Origin of the sequence: Bacteroides sp. 3_2_5, assembly GCF_000159855.2 — a bacterium.
In the GTDB taxonomy this organism is placed as follows: domain Bacteria; phylum Bacteroidota; class Bacteroidia; order Bacteroidales; family Bacteroidaceae; genus Bacteroides; species Bacteroides fragilis.
The window spans coordinates 641303-660578 of record NZ_JH636044.1 but is presented as its reverse complement, the minus strand read 5'-3'; the positions used below and the strand labels follow the sequence as shown (position 1 = coordinate 660578).

General features: G+C 44.0%; 14 protein-coding genes. 6 read left to right on the top strand and 8 right to left on the bottom strand.

Annotated features, from left to right (window positions below; translation table 11 throughout):
* Window positions 1–6: 6 nt before the first annotated feature.
* The 3 genes from BSHG_RS14910 to BSHG_RS14920 all read left to right on the top strand — a co-directional run bounded on the left by BSHG_RS14910 (window position 7) and on the right by BSHG_RS14920 (window position 6349).
* Window positions 7–1722, top strand: coding sequence for a RagB/SusD family nutrient uptake outer membrane protein (locus tag BSHG_RS14910; protein ID WP_005796471.1), 1716 nt, complete (start codon window positions 7–9; stop codon window positions 1720–1722).
* A gap of 107 nt (window positions 1723–1829) precedes the next feature.
* Window positions 1830–4067, top strand: a complete 2238-nt coding sequence (locus BSHG_RS14915; RefSeq protein ID WP_008658341.1) for a glycoside hydrolase family 31 protein — start codon at window positions 1830–1832, stop codon at window positions 4065–4067.
* A gap of 113 nt (window positions 4068–4180) precedes the next feature.
* On the top strand, window positions 4181–6349 hold the full coding sequence (locus tag BSHG_RS14920; RefSeq protein ID WP_008658340.1) for an alpha-galactosidase: 2169 nt from the start codon (window positions 4181–4183) through the stop codon (window positions 6347–6349).
* A gap of 173 nt (window positions 6350–6522) precedes the next feature.
* Here the strand turns inward: BSHG_RS14920 and BSHG_RS14925 are convergent, their stop codons facing one another.
* Window positions 6523–7083, bottom strand: a complete 561-nt coding sequence (locus tag BSHG_RS14925; RefSeq protein ID WP_005784421.1) for a hypothetical protein — start codon at window positions 7081–7083, stop codon at window positions 6523–6525.
* Window positions 7084–7161: 78 nt separating this feature from the next.
* Window positions 7162–8514, bottom strand: coding sequence for a MutS family DNA mismatch repair protein (locus tag BSHG_RS14930; RefSeq protein WP_032497340.1), 1353 nt, complete (start codon window positions 8512–8514; stop codon window positions 7162–7164).
* A gap of 38 nt (window positions 8515–8552) precedes the next feature.
* Between BSHG_RS14930 and BSHG_RS14935 the strand changes: the two genes are divergently transcribed.
* Entirely contained in the window at window positions 8553–10475 is a 1923-nt protein-coding gene (locus BSHG_RS14935) for a biosynthetic peptidoglycan transglycosylase (RefSeq protein WP_008658331.1), read from the top strand.
* 119 nt (window positions 10476–10594) lie between these two features.
* On the opposite strand, the gene BSHG_RS14940 is transcribed toward BSHG_RS14935, so the two are convergent.
* The 4 genes from BSHG_RS14940 to BSHG_RS14955 form a co-directional block, all read right to left on the bottom strand.
* Window positions 10595–11458: a hypothetical protein gene (locus tag BSHG_RS14940; protein WP_008658329.1), complete on the bottom strand. Its 864-nt coding sequence runs from the start codon at window positions 11456–11458 to the stop codon at window positions 10595–10597.
* A 9-nt stretch (window positions 11459–11467) separates the two neighbouring features.
* A complete protein-coding gene (locus tag BSHG_RS14945) occupies window positions 11468–12136 on the bottom strand; it encodes a DUF4476 domain-containing protein (RefSeq protein ID WP_005784415.1) in 669 nt (222 codons plus the stop codon).
* Window positions 12137–12150: 14 nt separating this feature from the next.
* Window positions 12151–12804 (bottom strand): DUF4476 domain-containing protein, encoded by a 654-nt coding sequence (locus BSHG_RS14950; RefSeq protein WP_005784413.1) that lies wholly within the window; start codon window positions 12802–12804, stop codon window positions 12151–12153.
* Between the two features lie 102 nt (window positions 12805–12906).
* On the bottom strand, window positions 12907–13746 hold the full coding sequence (locus BSHG_RS14955; RefSeq protein WP_005796486.1) for a S1 RNA-binding domain-containing protein: 840 nt from the start codon (window positions 13744–13746) through the stop codon (window positions 12907–12909).
* Window positions 13747–13966: 220 nt separating this feature from the next.
* On the opposite strand from BSHG_RS14955, the gene BSHG_RS14960 reads away from it, so the two are divergent.
* A complete protein-coding gene (locus tag BSHG_RS14960; RefSeq protein WP_008658324.1) occupies window positions 13967–14968 on the top strand; it encodes a malate dehydrogenase in 1002 nt (333 codons plus the stop codon).
* A 91-nt stretch (window positions 14969–15059) separates the two neighbouring features.
* Here BSHG_RS14960 and BSHG_RS14965 read toward each other — a convergent pair whose 3' ends face one another.
* Entirely contained in the window at window positions 15060–15797 is a 738-nt protein-coding gene (locus tag BSHG_RS14965) for a potassium channel family protein (protein ID WP_005784407.1), read from the bottom strand.
* Between the two features lie 216 nt (window positions 15798–16013).
* Here BSHG_RS14965 and gadC point away from each other — a divergent pair, with 216 nt between their 5' ends.
* Window positions 16014–17612, top strand: a complete 1599-nt coding sequence (gene gadC, locus BSHG_RS14970; protein ID WP_005784405.1) for a putative glutamine/gamma-aminobutyrate antiporter GadC — start codon at window positions 16014–16016, stop codon at window positions 17610–17612.
* Between the two features lie 92 nt (window positions 17613–17704).
* Here the strand turns inward: gadC and BSHG_RS14975 are convergent, their stop codons facing one another.
* Complete coding sequence (locus tag BSHG_RS14975) at window positions 17705–18940, bottom strand: sensor histidine kinase (RefSeq protein ID WP_014298213.1); 1236 nt, start codon at window positions 18938–18940, stop codon at window positions 17705–17707.
* Window positions 18941–19276 lie beyond the last annotated feature (336 nt).

The window sequence follows — 19276 nt, the reverse complement described above, 5'->3', positions numbered from 1 at the left end:
CATATTATGAAAATCAAACATATCGTATCTTGCTTTTTCGTTTCTCTGATCGGACTTTCGGCTTGCTCCATAGAGGAACTCCCCTACAACCAACTGACAGAGGACGAGCTGGATGGCAGTTATGAATCTCTGCTGTCTGCCACCCGTGGTAACTATGCCGTATTTAAACAGACAGCCTTCCACCAGGGGTGGCACTATGCAGGCGAGTTGGCCAGTGATAACGTTTCGTTGAGCGGAGTGTCGTCGGATGCATTAATGTATATCTACAACTACCAGCGCATCACGGACAACTACCATATGTCGAACATGTGGGGATGGGCCTACCGCTCCATCATCAACTCCAACAAAATACTTGAGAAAGCACAGGAAGGAGAGAGCAAAGAGATGGACCAGCTGATTGGTGAAAACTACTTCCTCAGAGGATGGCTGGAATTTGTACTGGTCAATGTCTTCGGTCGTCCTTACAATCAGTCACCGGAAACCAACCTCGGGATTCCCCTGAAACTGACGGCAGACATAAACGACTATCCAATGCGCTCCACCGTAAAGGAATCTTACGAGCAAATCCTGAAAGACCTGAAGAAAGCAGAAACACTGCTGAATTCGGAGTCGAACATCTACGCCGGTCCCAGTGCAGCCAAGGCTCTGTTGTCACGCGTCTATCTGTACATGGGTAACAATAAGCTGGCTGCCGAATACGCTACCGAAGTAATCGAAAGTTCAGGACGTACTTTACTGGAAGGAGAAGCGTATGCTACAGCCAATGTTTTGGTACCGGAAGATAATCCGGAAATCATCTTTGCCATCCGTTGTACTAAAGATAAAGACGACTACGGTTGGAACTCTATCGGAGGCTTTTATGCCAATATCGATGGGGTAGGCTGGGGAGAGTTGTATGCTTCCGAACCACTCCGGGATGCGTATGCGGAATATCCGGAGGACTTGCGCTCACGATATATCGTTCCGCAATACCTGAAAGATGACGAGACAGGTGAATATCGTAAAGAATTTATCTATATCGAATCCTCCGAAGAAGATGGAGTCCCCAGAAAGTATTACCGCTGGAACGAAATCATAGAAGAAAACGGAAACTACCGGATCAAAGATGCCTATTTGTCGAAGTATGAATACAAAGACACACTGACCATGAAGCAGGATGCCGGAGGCTATTACGTAGAATCGAGACTGAAATCGGGTAAAGACAATCCCACCCCGGGCACATACGAAAAACATTACGTGACCATCCAAAATCTGATGGCAAAACGCAATGACTATCCGAAGTACTACGTATACAAATGCTCCAAACAAGAAAACCAACCCCAGCTGTGGTCACCAACTGTTCTCCGTCTGGGCGAAATGTACCTGAACCGTGCGGAAGCCTATGCCAAAGAACCGGCATTGGGTGATGCTTTGGCAGACCTCAACGTAATCCGTACCCGGGCACACATACCCGCACTTTCGGCCGGTGACATGAAACCCGGTAAAACCATGTTGGAATATGTATTGGAGGAACGCCGCAAGGAGTTGGCTTTCGAAGGGCATCGCCGCTTCGACATCTTCCGCAACGGACTGACCATGAACCGTACCTATCCGGGCACTCACGACCGTGGAGCCGCAACTTCGGTCCGCCTGACCATTTCAGCTGACGATCCGGCAGCAATCGAATTCATCCCTCAACGTGAGATCGATTCATATCCGGGAGTCTTGGAACAGAATCCATAAAGGGAGAAACATCCGGTGGACCCTTGTCCGAATATACGAGGGTCTACCGGATAAAAAGAAGATATAGAGATAACCTGAACAGTTCATTTAACAAAAATAAAAACGACATGAGAAACATCCAACGAACCATCCTTTGGATAGCCGGGCTACTCTTTTGCCTGCCATCCTCCAGTTCAAACCCAGTAGTCATAGGCAATAGCCGTTTTACCTTTATCACCGACCATCTGGTACGTATGGAATACGCACAGCAGGGAAAGTTCCTGAACGACTCTACCCTCTTCGCTGTAGACCGTACCCCCAGATGTACCGAAGTAAAAGTAGAGCGTAAAGAAGGCAACCGTTACATCATGACCACTCCCGCCATGCGTGTCGAGTATTACAATGACGGATTTCCCTTCGGACAAACCAACTTGTTTGTCTATTTCCGAAACGGAGACTCCCCTAAAGAAAAACGTTGGTACATAGCCAGCCGCCAAAGCCGGAATCTATTGGGAGCAGTGACAACGCTTGATGACGTAGAAGGTCCCATCGACCGCCAGGAAGGGTTATTGAGCCGGGACGGCTGGTATCTGATTAACGATACCGGTAAGGAAGTCCTAAAAAACGGATGGGTGGCGACACGTGACCGTAACCATGTTCAGGATCTGTATTTGTTTGTTTACGGCAATGACTACAAGGCAGCCTTGAAATCACTTCAGGCAGTCAGCGGACCATCACCGATGACCCGCAAATATGTACACGGATCTTGGTATTGCCGCTGGTGGAACTACACAGACGAAGATTATCGCCAGTTGGTACGGGAATATCGTGAACACGACTTTCCCCTCGATATCATGGTGTTCGATATGGGATGGCATACACAAAATGCCAAAGTCGGAACCGGACATGCCGGCACACGGGGTTGGACAGGCTATAGCTGGAACCGTAAACTGATTCCCGAACCGGAGAAACTGATAAAAGACTTCAAAGACGATCATATCTACGTAGTACTGAACGAACATCCACACGACGGCATCCGTCCGCACGAAGATAGTTATCAAGCTTTTGTACGAGATTTGGGAGTCGATACCCAGCAAACAGGTGTACCCCTGTTTGACGCAGGTGACCGTGACTATATGAATGCTTTCATGAAACATGCTCATCAGGAAAGTGATTCCATGGGAGTAGCCTTCTGGTGGCTCGACTGGCAACAAGATTATCTATATCCTCTGGTACGGGGAACAAATATGAAACATCTTCCCTGGATGAATCACATCTATTATAATTATTCGTCCGGTAACCACCTTCGCGGTGCAGGTTTCAGCCGTTGGGCCGGATGGGGCGACCATCGTCACCCGATTCAATTCTCCGGTGATGCTGTGGGCAACTGGGACTTACTCCGCTTTGAGGTCGACCTGACTACCACCAGCGGCAATGCAGGTTGTTTCTTCTGGGCACATGACCTTGGCGGATTCTACGACGGAACCGACCCGGAACTTTACACTCGCTGGACACAGTTCGGATTGCTGAATTCTTCACTCCGCATCCACTCGGTGTACGACGAAAAACTCGACCGCCGTCCCTGGCTCTGGGGCGTAGAAGCAGAAAAGGCAATGCACCGGATTTACCACCTACGCTCTCAACTGATGCCCTACATCTACTCTTCCGTCCGCCAATGCCATACAGATATGTTGCCACTTAACCGGGGAATGTACATTGAATATCCGGACGAAGAAAAAGCCTATCAGTATCCGGGACAATTTCTCTTCGGTGACCTCTTGTTGGGTGCTCCCATCACCGCCAAGGGAGAAGGAGAAAAAAAGATAGCCACACAAGAGGTCTGGCTGCCCGGTGGAACCGACTGGTATAATTTCTTCACCGGAGAAAGACAAGAAGGCGGGCAAGTGATCAAAACGAAAAGCCCGCTGGAACAATTTCCATTGTTCATCAAGGGAGGTTGTCCTCTGCCGATGCAGCCTTATACGGAACGAATGTGTTCCACCCCGCTCACAGAATTGATCGTACGTTGTTATCCGGGCAAAGAAGGAGCAAACAATACTTATATCCTGTACGAAGACGACGGACTGACCCAAGACTACCTGCAAGGGAAGTATGCCACCACACGCCTCAACTATCAGAAATCAGGGGGACAGACGATCATCACTGTATCTCCGGTAGAAGGGACTTATGAAGGACAGCCCCGAAAACGTGCCTACCGGATCGAACTGCCGGGGATTCCGGTACAGGCCCGTGTATCGGTAAACGGCAAAAAGGCTCGAACAACTCCCAATCAAGAATTAAACGGAGTTATCGTACCTATTAAGGTAATGGATATCCATAAACCGATTGTAATCAAAATACAATAATAATACGGCCTTTTCCCACTCTCCTCCCCCCACAAAGCAGATTGGAAAAACCAATAGTAATTCCTACCCGCCAATTGGGAAAGTAGCGGGATAAGGCCCTCAAATAAAGTACAATGCTAAAAAGAACATTTATATTAATCGGCCTTGTCCTGAGTTTTTGTTCACTGCCAGCGCAAGAACTGATTCAGATTACGACACGCAACACAGCACTTGTTTTCAGGGTTGCCAATCAATCACTAAGACAAGTTTATTATGGCCCACGCCTGGCAGACACCGATGTATTACAGAAACAGGGCAATAACTTTCCGGCATATTCGACTTATGGAATGGGAGAACAAAACGAAGTGGCCCTTCATGCAGTACATGCAGACGGTAATACCTCTACACTACTGAACTTTGAAAACGTGAAACAAGAGTCTCCGGAACCCGGCATAACACTGACTACGATTTCACTGAAAGACCCGCTATATCCTTTTCAAGTGAAACTTTTCTATAAGGCATACGAAGAGAGCGACCTTATAGAACAATGGACTATATATCAGCATACTGAAAAGAAACCGGTAACACTTTACCAGTTTGCTTCCGCACAGCTCTCCTTTAAATCTTCCTCCTACCGACTCACTCACTTTGCCGGTGACTGGGCCGGAGAATGCAACATGAGTGAAGTAGAACTGACAGAAGGCATCAAAGTGATAGATTCCAAATTAGGAACCCGTGCCACATTCTTTGCTCATCCCATGTGTCTGCTATCCCTGAACGGACGGATGACTGAAGACAATGGAGAAGTGATAGGGATGGCTCTGGCATGGCCTGCCAACTTTAAGTTGGAATTTGAAAAAAACAACAATCAGGAACTCCGTGTACTTGCCGGAATGAATCCGTACGCATCACACTACAAACTTAAAAAAGGCGATGTATTCCAAACTCCTTCGTTCCTCTACACATACAGTACAAAAGGAAACGGACAGGTCAGTCGTAATTTCCACCGTTGGGCACGTAAATATGGTTTACGCCACGGAGAAAATTCACGTTATACCCTGATGAACAACTGGGAAGCCACTTACTTCAACTTTAACGAACCCAAACTGAAATCAATTATAGAAGATGCTGCAGGGATGGGCTTCGAACTCTTCCTGCTGGACGACGGATGGTTTGGACAGAAACATCCCCGCAACAATGATGACGCAGGACTTGGCGACTGGGTGGTAAACAAAGAAAAACTTCCCAACGGACTGGGATGGCTGGTAAAACAATGTACGGATAATGATATCAAGTTCGGTATCTGGGTGGAACCTGAAATGGTAAACCCCCAAAGTGAACTATTCGATAAACATCCTGACTGGGTAATCCAGCAACTGGGACGTGAACATATTCTCTTTCGCCGGCAACTGGTACTCGACCTGTCGAATCCCGAAGTACAAGAGTTTGTATATAAGAGTGTACACGACATTCTGAAAGATAACCCTCAGATAGCTTTTGTGAAATGGGACTGTAACCGTGCTGTAACCAACCCGGGATCCACTTATTTACCTGCCGACGAACAGTCACACATATGGATCGAATACGGACGGGGATTACTGAATGTTTTTAAGAAAGTACGCGATTCACATCCCGACGTACACTTTATGCTTTGCTCTGGTGGAGGAGGCCGTCTGGATTACGGTTCACTGCGCTACTTCGAGGAATACTGGCCCAGCGATAATACCGATGCCTTGCAACGTATCCTTATTCAATGGGGCAATTCACAGTTCTTTCCCTCGATAGCAATGTGTTGCCATGTTTCTGCCAGTCCGAATCATCAGACCGGGCGCACTACTCCACTGAAATTCCGCTTTGACGTAGCTATGCAGGGAGCTTTGGGAATGGATTTACAACCGTCCACCATGAATGAAAAAGAAGTAATCTTTGCCAAAGAGGCTATCAAGACTTACGAAAGTATCCGTAACATAGTGTTTACAGGCGACCTGTACCGTATTTTATCTCCTTACGAAGGTAACCGCACCTCCATGATGTATGTATTGCCGGACAAAAGTCGTGCCGTATTCTATGCTTACCAATTAAAATCACATATCGGTGAAGTTAGTGCTCCGATGCGTTTCAAAGGTCTGATTCCCGACAAGAAATACAACGTGAAAGAATTGAACATCTATCCGGGAAGCCGTGCTGCAACAGGGTCAGCCAACGGACAATCTTTCAGTGGCGATTTCCTGATGAATCAAGGCTTGCCTATTGGTTTATCCGGTGATTACAGTAGCGCTGTCATTGAGTTGGAACAGCAGTAGCCGACAAGAGGTTGTTTCATAACTCACCACAGATTACACAGATTTACATAGATAAATATTATTGGTTATCAGTAGATTTAAAATCGTTTTGTGTAAATCGGTGTAATCTATGGTGAATACGAGTTTTGACACATTTACATTTGCAGTAATAGCAATCCGGCTATAAGTGTTTATTATTGATCGATTCCAAATGAAGCCACAATGATATTTTTTTCATCCAAAGAATTAGGATTACGAACCGTTATCCCATATTCGCCCACCGGCTTTTCTTTCAATGTGATCAGATAAGAACTTTCTCCATATTTTTTAGCTGTATACGGAAGTAGTTCCAGATTATTGCTAGAGGCTCCTCCAAATGTACTCAAAGAAGATAACTCGGCCTTACGTACTTTCTTACCCGTTTCAAACTGAAAGATATTAATAATAGACATTGGATCGGTATTGTTGTCCACAGCTCTCACAATCAACTTAAAATCATCTCCCTGATGTAATCGTACCTGAGCGCTAGGACCATCTACATTTATCTTTGTTTTCACTTTACCCATACCTACCAAATATATCGAAGCATTGGCTTTTGTTTTGATTTTAACAGTAGCTTTTTCCAGCGGAGTCGTGCTGTTATCCGGATTTAACACTAACACCTCACCTATAAAATCAGGTTCGGTAACCGTCTCTTGTGCATAACTACCTGTACAGAACAGAATGCTTATCAAAAATAATAATTTAATTCTCATACTTGTCGTTGTTTTTAAATTAAAATAATCTACAAATATATCTATTATTCACAATTTTTCCTATAAGAGTCAGTTACATTATTTCTCAAATCCGGCAAGTTCTTTCTTCACAATCCAATATCCAACTCTTGACTCTGAAATACCCGGCTTCACTTTATGGTTACATATCAACTCGTCATCCACTATCGCAGATTCTAAATAATAAAAACAACAGGCGTCATCTCCATCCAATTTACGGGCCAATTCTATGATATGTGTAGATATCAAAAAACGGCTATATGCCTTTGCTTTCAACACCTCTGCTACGGCAACCGATGCCTCAAAAGCATCCCGCGCATTGGTTCCCCTAAACAATTCATCGAAAAGTACAAAACAGTGATGCCCCTTGTTAATCTGTTCCAGCACCTCTTTTACTCTCAATACTTCCGCATAGAAATGGCTGCGACCATCTCTCAGAGAATCCGGCAGATTGATAGAAGTAAAAATACCATCGAACATAGGACAAACCATCGAGGAAGCCGGTACCGGAAATCCGGCATGAGCCAACCATACAGCAGATGCTATTGCCTTCAAAGTCGTGGATTTACCCGCCATATTCGACCCGGTAAAGATGCAGATATTCCCATTCTCCATCTCCCAATCGTTCGCTACAGCATCTTTCACTTGCGGATGATAGAAATTGCACAGCATAAACTTGCTATCATTAGTAAAAGAAGGAAAGCACCAACCTTTCATCACTGCTGTCCGATGCACGGTACGAATGGCATCCAGTTGATATACAATAGAAAGAAGAGCTGCAATGGTATGATTTCGTCGATAACGGAAAATGTAATCCAAACGGTCGGTCCGGTAAAAGCTATCTTCCTGCCCGCAGGAATCAACCATTTTTCCCAATTCTGTAGCCTGATAGATCTCTGAGATAGTGGCGGCAATGTTACGGATCAACCGGGGAGAGAGTTCCGTCACATGATCTGCAAAAGTTTTCAGCTCCAACAAAACGTTTTCAAGCAACTTCGTTCCCCTACGGATGACATAACGCTCGGGAGTAGCCCTGAAATGCCGGAAGATATATGAAAAGGCAGATTCCAAATAGCTCACTCTCGTCGGACGATCTCCCTGGCTGAGATAAAACTCAATGAAATCCAGTTCTTCCCTACAAATACGTATCTCCGGAAAGTCCGGATAGCGGATCGCTTCCTGCCTTTCGTGCAATGCTTTCCAATCAGACAAAGGGTGAACCAGCCACTCTTCCAGACACCTCTTTCCTCCATCACTTTCCGTCATGTCAAAGAGCGAGAAAAGAGTTTTCTCGCCATACGTACTTTCCACAATTCCTAAGTCATTGAGGGTCTGTCGATCTGTTCGCAACTTTTTCACGGTACCTCCTATGATAGATTTCCCAAAGATATAATATTTTTCCGGGAATTGTATAACTTTGCAGCCGATAAATCCATAGTTTACATATTGAAATGGGAAAATATCGCACGAAAGGGAGCATTGCTCTCATCATTACAGGAAGTGTCCTGATCCTCGTACTGGCAGGTTTATATCTGGGACGTAACGGAATTCTCTGCCGGACGGCCGACAAACGAATACTATATGCCGAACAAAAATACGGATTATCTATCTGCTATGAGGACCTGCGAATGAAAGGATTAAACGAAATCGAACTGAAAAATCTCTCTATAGTTCCCCGCAACCGGGATACCCTTCTCACCCTGCATACTTTGAACATGCACCTCAACTTTTGGAAATTGATTCGGGGAAAAATTGAAGTGCGTAATGTAACCGTCGACCAACTGAAGGCCTCATTTATAAAAGCAGACAGCATGGCGAATTATGATTTTCTCTTCTTGAAAAGAAAACGGGAGACTTCATCCGGTCAGGTTCAGACCGACTATGCCCACAGAATAAACCGGATACTGAATCTTTTCTATGGCTTCCTACCGGAAAACGGGACCTTGTGTCAAATAGACATTGCTGAACGGAAAGACCGTAACTTCGTAAACATCCATATTCCCAAACTAACGGTCCGGCAAAATCATTTTCGCTCGGATATCGAAGTACATGAAGACTCGACAACCCAACATTGGACCGCCTGCGGAAAAGTAAACCGAAGCAGCCATACCCTGAAAGCAGAACTCTATGCACAACAGAACAACAAAATCATCCTACCCTACCTCAAACGCCGTTTCGATGCCGATATTCGTCTGGATACCCTGACTTATAGCCTGACAAAATCGGAAAAGAATGGCGGACAAGTTCAGTTGACCGGGCAAGCGGCTGTCAGTGGACTCGAAGTATATCACAAGGCTCTTTCTCCTGAAACGGTCAATTTGGATCGTGGTCAAGTATCTTACCGGATTCTTGTAGGCAAAGAATCCGCCGAACTGGATAGTACTACTGTGATACGGTTCAATCAAATGCAGTTTCACCCTTACCTGAAAGCCGAAAAGAAAAAACAGCAATGGCATTTCACAGCAGCCGTAGACAAACCCTGGTTTCCGGCAGACCAATTGTTCGGTTCACTTCCCAAAGGATTATTCAGTAACCTGGAAGGTATAAAGACAAGTGGCGAATTGGCCTATCACTTTTTTCTAGATGCAAATTTTGCCCTGTTGGACAGTCTGAAATTGGAATCGGAACTGAAGGAAAGGAATTTCTGCATTGTAAACTACGGGGTCACAGATCTTGGTAAAATGTCGGAAGAATTTATCTATACGGCTTACGAAAACGGCCAACCGGTACGTACTTTTCCAATCGGCCCTTCCTGGGAACATTTCACACCATTGGACAGCATCTCTCCGTTGTTGCAAATGTCTGTGATGCAAAGTGAAGACGGAGCTTTCTACTTCCACCGGGGATTCCTTCCTGAAGCCATGCGCGAAGCGTTGATACAAGATCTGAAAGTGAAACGTTTTGCCCGCGGAGGGAGTACCATCACCATGCAGTTGGTGAAAAACGTATTTCTGAATCGAAACAAAAACATAGCCCGTAAACTGGAAGAAGCTCTGATTGTCTGGCTGATAGAAACAGAACGCCTTACCTCCAAAGAACGAATGTACGAAGTATATCTGAATATAGTAGAATGGGGACCGCTCGTTTATGGGGTGCAGGAAGCAGCAACCTATTATTTTAAAAAGCGACCGTCTCAACTGACAGCCGAAGAATCTATTTTTCTGGCTTCCATTATTCCAAAGCCGAAGCATTTCCGGAATTCGTTTAACAATGATATGCAACTGAAGGAGAGCCTGGAAGGCTATTACCGTTTAATAACCGAACGATTAGTGAAAAAAGGAATCATCAGTGAAGTGGCAGCCGACAGCATCCGCCCGGAAATTAATGTAACCGGCGAGGCAAAGAAAGATCTGCAAAGAGACAGCATACAATAGTTTACCAAAGCCTCGAAGCCAAGACAAGAGGTAGATGTTCTGACCTCTTATCCTGACTGGTTCAACTCCTGAAATTTTAAAGAAATAATACGGAAACAGAAAGGAAAGGCAAATAGCACTTATCTTTCTCTGTTCCCCCTCTCTGCAGAGCGGGATGAAGTACTACGGCTATTGCTACGTTTGCTATCCGTACGCTCCGGTGTTACTCTATGAGGAGTAGATATGTTTTCACTCTTCCGGACAGTATTCGTCCTCCGGTTATTTTCCGTACTTCTGGTTTCTCTGCCGGTACGGGTAGCATTCCCAGGAGTCACTCTGTTGTTATCCCGTGAAGCTGAGCTTTCTCTTTGGGACACTCCTCTTCTCACCTCATCTCTCCGTCCCGAATTGGAACGTATGGTTACCGATCCGAAATCGGAACGGCGATGCGTGTTATAATTTCGATGATCTCTTATACTGTGCGAACCCGAATAGAAATCATGTCGATAGCGTCCGCGATAATAGCTGTTATGATAATGAGTACGATAGTGTCCACCGCAATAGCTGTTATAGTGGTACGGTTTGCCAAAGTAGAAATGATTATGGTTTGTATACCGAATATAGATACGGAAACTCCAACTGCCACCACTGGCATAAACCGGTCGATAAAAATAATCGACCCCTATAAAACGGCGATACTGTGAAGCAGTCAGCACCCAACGCAAATCATCATTACGAATGTCCAGGGTACGATAGTATTTATCGAGTGCCCACTCTTCTCCCCTTATCACATCGTCCATCAGATAACGAATGGAGTAAATAAAATCGTAATTGATTTCGTATACATCATTATATTGCCCTGTGCTCAGGTTCAGTTCATAGGCCATCTTATCGGTCAGGAAACGAGTCTCCTTGCGAATGCGGCTATTGCTCATGGCTGCCATACTCACACTGCTTATAGCAGTGATTCCTATGACCAAAAAGAATATCAATATTCGTTTCATATCTTAAGTCTATTTAATTCTATTATAGTTCCTCACAAAGTTCTTCACCGTATCCTGATTCGACAGAAAATCCAATCCGTCTATTGCTGCGGAAAAATTATCTTTATCCACTACGCTCGGATAAAGTATCTTCAGTACCTTAGTCCGATCATCATCAAAGCTATAAAGTTTTATCAATCTGCAGCATTGCTCTGATGTAAATCCGGTAGAGCGGGTTGCTTTCTCAATGAAATCTGTCCGGTCCGAATCAAAAGTTTTACTCTTTACATCATTTAAAAAGCGGGCAAACTCATCGTTTCTCATGGCTCTATAGTCACAAGCGGGAGCTATGTCCGAAGCAGTGACTGTACCGCCTATGCCTAAAGAAAAGGAAGGGGCAGGAGGAGCAGTCGGTGCACCGTCTCTAAACGAATCCAACCCAACAACACGGTTGTCGATAAAGTTAACACAAATCACTGAATGCCCTGCTTTGGAAAGATACCCGCGATATTCCCACTCTTCCATTGCTCCATCAAAGCGTCTGTAATTGGGCTTTCCAAGAATCGCCTTCACTTCCTGTTGTGTCATTCCTTTCTGGATACTCATTAGCTGACTGTTTTTGAAGTTTAAGATCAAGCCTGCACAACTACTCATAACAACAAGCAAGATTAATATCGCCGAAACATGTATTTTTTTCATAATTCTTATAGGTTTTAGTTACGTTGATTATGGTATTTTCTCACAAATTCGTTCATCTTGTTTTTATCCGACTGAAAAGTGAGGCTTTCGATGACCAGATAGAAATTGGGTTTATCAACAATCCGTGGATACATAGCCTGCATCAGTTTTATCTTTTCACTATCGAAACTGAACAGATTTACTAATTGGAGACATTGGTCGGAAGTGAAGCCTGTCGAAACAAGTGTAGTTTCAATCAGCTTGTTACGGTCTGAGTCGAAATGTTTGTCTTTCACAGTTCTCAGAAAACGGTCGAACTCTGTACGGTTCATCACTACATCATAGCCGGGACGCACCGGACGATCGGGACAGAAATCAGGACGATCATTATAGCCCACCCGAATATCCCTGATATTCATACCGGGATTTGAGACCCATTCCTGAAACAGCAAGTCGCCTTTCACACTTTGTCCGGTACGTGGTATATAACGTACTGCATATACTTCTATCCGGTGCCTGCCCGAATAGTTAGCAATGAAACAAGTCTCCGTCGGAGTGCAGATTTGCTCGCCATCCACAAAGACAAGAATCGCCTCACCTGAGCTTTGGATATTTATTCCACTGATTCTTCCGGCTTGTGCAACAAATGCAACAAACAAGAAACAAAGAGTTATGATTACTTTTCGCATGTCGTTTAGTTTTTATTGTTTCTAATATCACAAAAATAGGGTGAGGAAACTCCCCACCCTAATGATTCTATCTATTCATACGTAGGGTTTTCCCTATTCAACTTAGGGACGTACCAACTCGATGCCGTCTTCATGAAGAAGAATCAGACGCTTCTTGTACAAATCGCCAACGGCCTTCTTGAATGTCTTCTTACTGACACCGAACGTGTCATAAATCTCCTCGGCAGGACTCTTATCTGTAAGTCCAATCCATCCCCCATGCTCTGTGATGTAGCGATGAAGTGTCTTTGAAAAATCATCTATCTTTTCAAAGCCCGGCTTCTGGAGAATCAGATCTATCTTGCCATCTTCGCGTACCTGCTTGACGTATGCTTTCAGTACATCGCCGGTATGTAAAGTCTGAAATATTTCACTATCATACAGCAAGCCGCTATACATATTCTCAATAATAGCCTTAAACCCGAGGTCTGTCTTCTGCCATATAAGGATGTTCACTTCTTCACCAGGCTGATAAGAAGCTTTCTCTTTAGATAAGTAACGGTCTACTTTGGCCGAAGCTACGATCCGGAAACTTTCATCATCAATATGGGCATGGATAACGTATTTATTCCCTACCTGCATCTTCATCTTCTGCTCGCTGAAAGGGACAAACAGATCCTTCATCAATCCCCAGTTAAGAAAAGCTCCGAACTGGTTGACCCACGATACTTCCAGGCAGGCAAACTCCCCTACTTGTACCAAAGGTGTCAATGTAGTAGCTATTAACCGTTCTTCATTATCCAGATAAAGGAAGACGTTCAACCAGTCTCCCAACTTACAATCTTCGGGTACATAGCGGGTGGGCAACAGGATTTCTCCCTCTTCTCCCCCATCCAGATACATACCGAAATCGACCTGCTTGACTACCTCAAGCTGGTTGAATTTTCCTAATTCAATGCTCATAATCTTCATTCTGTTTACTGCAAAGATAAATAAAAAACAGACGTAAGAATGATTAGCCGCCGAAAAACATATTGCCGCATCTGCTTGTTATCATTGGCAAATGATAACTTTTCATTATAGCGCAAAACTTTTTTCGATAAACAACCTGCACATAAACAAGTTATCTTTGCATCGGAAACAAAAAAACAAAGCAATTGTCGAATTAAAAAAGATATAAATTATGGAATTCTTAACCAACGAAAAACTTACGATTGTAGGAGCTGCCGGAATGATTGGCTCTAACATGGCACAGACTGCCTTAATGATGAAACTGACTCCGAACATCTGCCTGTACGACCCCTATGCACCCGCTTTGGAAGGCGTGGCTGAAGAGTTGTATCACTGTGCGTTCGAGGGAGTAAACCTGACCTACACTTCAGACATCAAAGAAGCTTTGTCGGGAGCCAAATACATTGTGTCCTCCGGTGGTGCTGCCCGTAAAGCAGGCATGACCCGTGAAGATTTACTGAAAGGTAATGCAGAAATCGCCGCCCAGTTTGGTAAAGATATCCGCCAATATTGCCCGGACGTAAAACATGTGGTTGTCGTATTCAATCCTGCCGATATCACCGGATTGATTGTCTTACTCTATGCCGGACTGAAACCGTCACAAGTATCAACATTAGCAGCTTTGGACAGTACACGTCTGCAAAACGAACTAGTGAAATACCTTCATATTCCCGCATCTGAAATAGTGAATTGCCGTACGTATGGCGGACACGGAGAACAGATGGCCGTATTCGCTTCTACCACCAAAGTACAAGGTGAAGCGCTTACTAAAATTATAGATACTCCACGTATGCCTATGCAGGATTGGGAAGACCTGAAAGTACGCGTCATCCAAGGTGGAAAGCATATCATCGACCTGCGCGGGCGCTCTTCATTCCAAAGTCCGGCCTATCTGTCTATCGAAATGATTGCAGCAGCCATGGGCGGACAACCTTTCCGCTGGCCGGCAGGAACGTACGTATCCGACAAAAAGTTCGATCATATCCTGATGGCAATGGAGACTTCTATCACGAAAGAAGGTGTGAGCTATAAGGAAATACAGGGAACTCCCGAAGAGCAAAAAGAAATGGAAGAGAGCTACGCTCACTTATGCAAATTACGTGATGAAGTGATCGCTATGGGTATCCTTCCGGAAATCAATAAATGGCATGAACTGAACAAGCATATTAACTGATGACATCATACAAAGTTTAATTAGTTGGGATACTGCCTGTCTGCTACGTGCAGATGGGCAGTATTTTTTAGGCATACTTATTCCTGAACAGTTATTTTGGCTTACTTTCGTCAGCTGCCTCCAATTGTTTATAATACTCCTCTTTCTCTTTGTTCTTTTTTTGAATCAGGCTGGTGACATAAACCGTAAAGATCGGGAACATCATCATACCCAGTGCCGCCAGCAACACCGAAAGTACACGTCCCGTCACGGTGACAGCAATAATATTGGAACCTACCGTAGTCACATCCATAAACGCCCACCAAAGCGCATCTCCGTAACCGGTCACCAGGGGATTGACCTTGTGTTCGAGTACAAAAAAAGCCAGGCTTGAAAAGTAAACAGTAGCAAGCAACATAGTCAGATAGGAAACAAACAGTCCGGAAGCCTTATTATAAGTAAGCCACCCCACCACAATAGCCATCGCATAGCCGCCTCGAACCAAAGGAACAAAACGAATCATATAAGTCACTTCGGGTGAAAAAGTCCATCCCATATAGGATATAATATTCTGGTAAGGTATCGCCACCAACAAAAAGATGAAATGCGTACTAAGATAGTGCCACTTATTTTTCGAAAGAAACAACTCGAGAATGAAATCGAACAGAAATAAGACACAAATCCATAGCTGAACTTTCATATAAACCGATTGGGTATAAAAAGGGATACCCTTAAACGTATCTATCGAGATGCTGATGACCAGAAACAGGGAAAGCAGCAGGATGATGACATGTAAAATGCCGTAAATCCCTTTCTTCCGCAAAGCAAAATCAGAAAGAGCCATTTTCATAAGCGCTGATATTTTATAGGTTATTTTATTATGCAGAAGGAACAAGAGTCCTACACGATTTGTTTGATACCCACCCGGATTCAATAGAGGAACCGGTGATTTCACTCTTCACCGATGTTAATTAACCAAGTTTGACGTTAGTAAACTAAAACATCTCACGTTAAACGTTGTTATAGACACTGACTTAAAAATATTTTTCACTTAAAACCTTAACTTATGGCAAATATTAAACAAGCAGTGAAACTAGGGGTATTCACCCTGGCGATCATGAACGTAACGGCAGTAGTATCCCTACGCGGACTTCCTGCCGAGGCCGTATATGGAATGAGTTCGGCCTTCTATTATCTTTTCGCAGCTATCGTATTCCTTATTCCGACATCACTCGTTGCGGCGGAATTGGCTGCCATGTTCCAGGACAAACAGGGTGGTGTGTTCCGTTGGGTAGGCGAAGCGTACGGAAAGAAATTGGGATTCCTTGCCATCTGGGTACAATGGATTGAAAGTACGATCTGGTATCCGACTGTATTGACATTCGGTGCTGTATCTATCGCTTTCATCGGAATGAATGATACACACGACATGACACTGGCCAGCAACAAATACTATACACTGGCCGTTGTGCTTATCATTTATTGGCTGGCTACCTTCATCTCACTGAAAGGAATGGGATGGGTAGGTAAAGTAGCTAAAATAGGCGGTATGGTGGGAACCATCATCCCCGCTGCCCTGCTGATTATCCTGGGTATTGTTTACTTGGCATCCGGAGGGCATTCCAACCTTGACTTCCATAGCAGCTTCTTCCCCGACCTTACGAATTTCGATAACGTGGTATTAGCGGCAAGTATCTTCCTCTTTTATGCCGGTATGGAAATGGGCGGTATCCACGTAAAGGATATGCAAAACCCTTCAAAGAACTATCCGAAAGCAGTATTTATCGGTGCACTTATTACTGTAATCATCTTCGTCTTGGGTACATTCTCACTAGGTATCATTATCCCGGCCAAAGATATCAGCCTGACACAGAGTTTACTTGTTGGCTTCGACAACTATTTTAGATATATCCATGCATCCTGGTTATCACCGATCATCGCCATTGCTCTTGCATTCGGTGTGTTGGCAGGTGTATTGACATGGGTTGCCGGTCCGTCCAAAGGTATCTTTGCCGTAGGTAAGGCCGGTTATATGCCTCCGTTCTTCCAGAAAACCAATAAATTGGGTGTACAGAAAAATATCCTGTTCGTTCAGGGTGGTGCTGTTACCGTATTGAGCCTTCTGTTTGTGGTTATGCCTTCCGTACAGAGCTTCTATCAGATCTTGTCACAGCTGACAGTTATTCTTTATCTGGTGATGTACTTACTCATGTTCTCTGGTGCCATCTACCTGCGCTATAATATGAAGAAAGCTAACCGTCCGTTCCGTATCGGTAAAAAAGGTAACGGCTTGATGTGGATCGTCGGCGGCCTCGGTTTCCTCGGTTCATTACTGGCGTTTATCCTCAGCTTTATCCCGCCCAGCCAGATTTCTACAGGTAGCAACACGGTATGGTTCTCTGTATTGATTATCGGTGCTTTGGTTGTTGTGATTGCTCCGTTTATCATTTATGCAGCTAAAAAGCCATCATGGGCTGACCCGAACAGTACTTTCGAACCGTTCCACTGGGAAACACAAGCTAAACCACAAGTTGCTCCGGCAACAGCAACTACCGCCGGTCCGGCAACAAGCAGCACTACCACTGTCGGTAGTACAACTTCTGCCCCATCGACAGGTTCCGGCTCTGTTTCATCCGATAAGGACACCCCACAGAAACAAAGTTAAAAGTGTATCTATCTACCTGAATGAAAGAGGTTGTATCCGAAAGTTTATTCTATATTCTACCGGATACAACCTCTTATTTTTCATAAATCTGCTCAGGATTTCAAAGGAAGGGTAAACCAGAAGGTAGATCCTTTTGTCACTTCCGATTCGACTCCCATTTCTCCCCCCAGATTCTGTACGATAGTTTGTGAAAGAGTCAGTCCCAGCCCTGTTCCGGGTACTTCATGGTCCAATTTGGTAAATCGGTCGAATATTTTATCCTGTTCTCCGGCAGGAATGCCAATACCTGTATCAGAAACATAAAAGTAAATCTCGTCCTCTCCTTGGGGACGACATCCGAAACAAATCTCCCCACTGTGGGTAAACTTCATCGCATTATGTACCAGATTTGTGATTATCTGTACGATACGATGTTGCTCGGAATAAATGATCCATTCATCTGTTCCTGCCTCACAATTCAGTTTAATTTCGGGCTTGTCTTTCAGACGTATGTTTAAAATGCCATGCAGACCACACAACAAATCGTTTACATCAAATTCGGAATAATGGAAATCCAGGCTACCCGACTCTATTTTTGAAAGGTCGAGTACATCCGTCACTATCTGCAATAAACGATCATTGTTTTCCGCTACAATATCCAGATACATCTTTTTTTCCGTATCATCATCCGCAGAAGCCAGCAAACCGGAAAAACCGACAATCGCATTCAGTGGGGTACGAATTTCATGACTCATATTAGCTATAAAAGCAGATTTCAACTTTTCGGCAGAAACAGCGTTCTCTTTTTCAATATTCAGCAACCGCTGCATATTCTTCAATTCAGTAATATCATAGACAGTCAGTAACATCTGTTCGTGACCTTCATTATTCAAGTAAGTACCCGAGACAGAAACATCACAAGGAATAATCTGTTGATGATCCGAACTGAGCAGCCTCATGGATGCTTCTAATTTATGGAAACCCTTTTTATGGCAGAATGCATTCTCAATAGTATGGCGAATCATGCAATTTTCGCAATTTTTATGTGCCCCGCATCCTCCGCCACTACGAACAGCGTTTTTACAATTCAGCAGATCACCGACTCTACCGGAGGACGCAGGCTCTTCTGAGATTCCACTCAAATCATAATAATTGGTCCTTATCACCACCAAGTCACTATTTATCAAGATAAAGCAAGCGTTCATACTACGTAAAATCGTATCTGATTCCTTGGTTTGAGCCACCCATTCGTTCTTTTGCACACTTATCTTTCTCCACAAATACCAATATCTGGCACAAATAAAAAGAATAATGATTATAAAGACGCTAAAGATAATGTAGATCATCATATACTTCTAACTGAAAATCTTATTTGTTTTGTTTGTTATGAACATGTCCGCAGTTACCCGCTACATAATTTTGCGGTAAAGATAAGGAAATAGCATTATACATATAATAAAGACAAACGTTTATTTTATTGAGGATGACCACATTTTAAGAAACCTTTTCTTCCGGTTGCATCTATGCATATTCATACAGTCTCTAACCCAAAGATACTAAGTCTTACAGATTTTCATACATCTTCTTTGTCTGCTGTCCATTCCTAATTTCATTAATTCACCGACAGAAACGTATTAATATCATTTTCGTTGAAGAAAGACGTAAGATCATCGTAAAATCAAAAC

Bases quoted from the DNA above. Each gene is read 5' to 3' on its own strand.
- BSHG_RS14910 (WP_005796471.1), top strand. From the start codon at position 7: ATGAAAATCAAACATATCGTATCTTGCTTTTTCGTTTCTCTGATCGGA.
- BSHG_RS14915 (WP_008658341.1), top strand. From the start codon at position 1,830: ATGAGAAACATCCAACGAACCATCCTTTGGATAGCCGGGCTACTCTTT.
- BSHG_RS14920 (WP_008658340.1), top strand. From the start codon at position 4,181: ATGCTAAAAAGAACATTTATATTAATCGGCCTTGTCCTGAGTTTTTGT.
- BSHG_RS14925 (WP_005784421.1), bottom strand. From the start codon at position 7,083: ATGAGAATTAAATTATTATTTTTGATAAGCATTCTGTTCTGTACAGGT.
- BSHG_RS14935 (WP_008658331.1), top strand. From the start codon at position 8,553: ATGGGAAAATATCGCACGAAAGGGAGCATTGCTCTCATCATTACAGGA.
- BSHG_RS14940 (WP_008658329.1), bottom strand. From the start codon at position 11,458: ATGAAACGAATATTGATATTCTTTTTGGTCATAGGAATCACTGCTATA.
- BSHG_RS14945 (WP_005784415.1), bottom strand. From the start codon at position 12,136: ATGAAAAAAATACATGTTTCGGCGATATTAATCTTGCTTGTTGTTATG.
- BSHG_RS14950 (WP_005784413.1), bottom strand. From the start codon at position 12,804: ATGCGAAAAGTAATCATAACTCTTTGTTTCTTGTTTGTTGCATTTGTT.
- BSHG_RS14955 (WP_005796486.1), bottom strand. From the start codon at position 13,746: ATGAGCATTGAATTAGGAAAATTCAACCAGCTTGAGGTAGTCAAGCAG.
- BSHG_RS14960 (WP_008658324.1), top strand. From the start codon at position 13,967: ATGGAATTCTTAACCAACGAAAAACTTACGATTGTAGGAGCTGCCGGA.
- BSHG_RS14965 (WP_005784407.1), bottom strand. From the start codon at position 15,797: ATGAAAATGGCTCTTTCTGATTTTGCTTTGCGGAAGAAAGGGATTTAC.
- gadC (WP_005784405.1), top strand. From the start codon at position 16,014: ATGGCAAATATTAAACAAGCAGTGAAACTAGGGGTATTCACCCTGGCG.
- BSHG_RS14975 (WP_014298213.1), bottom strand. From the start codon at position 18,940: ATGATGATCTACATTATCTTTAGCGTCTTTATAATCATTATTCTTTTT.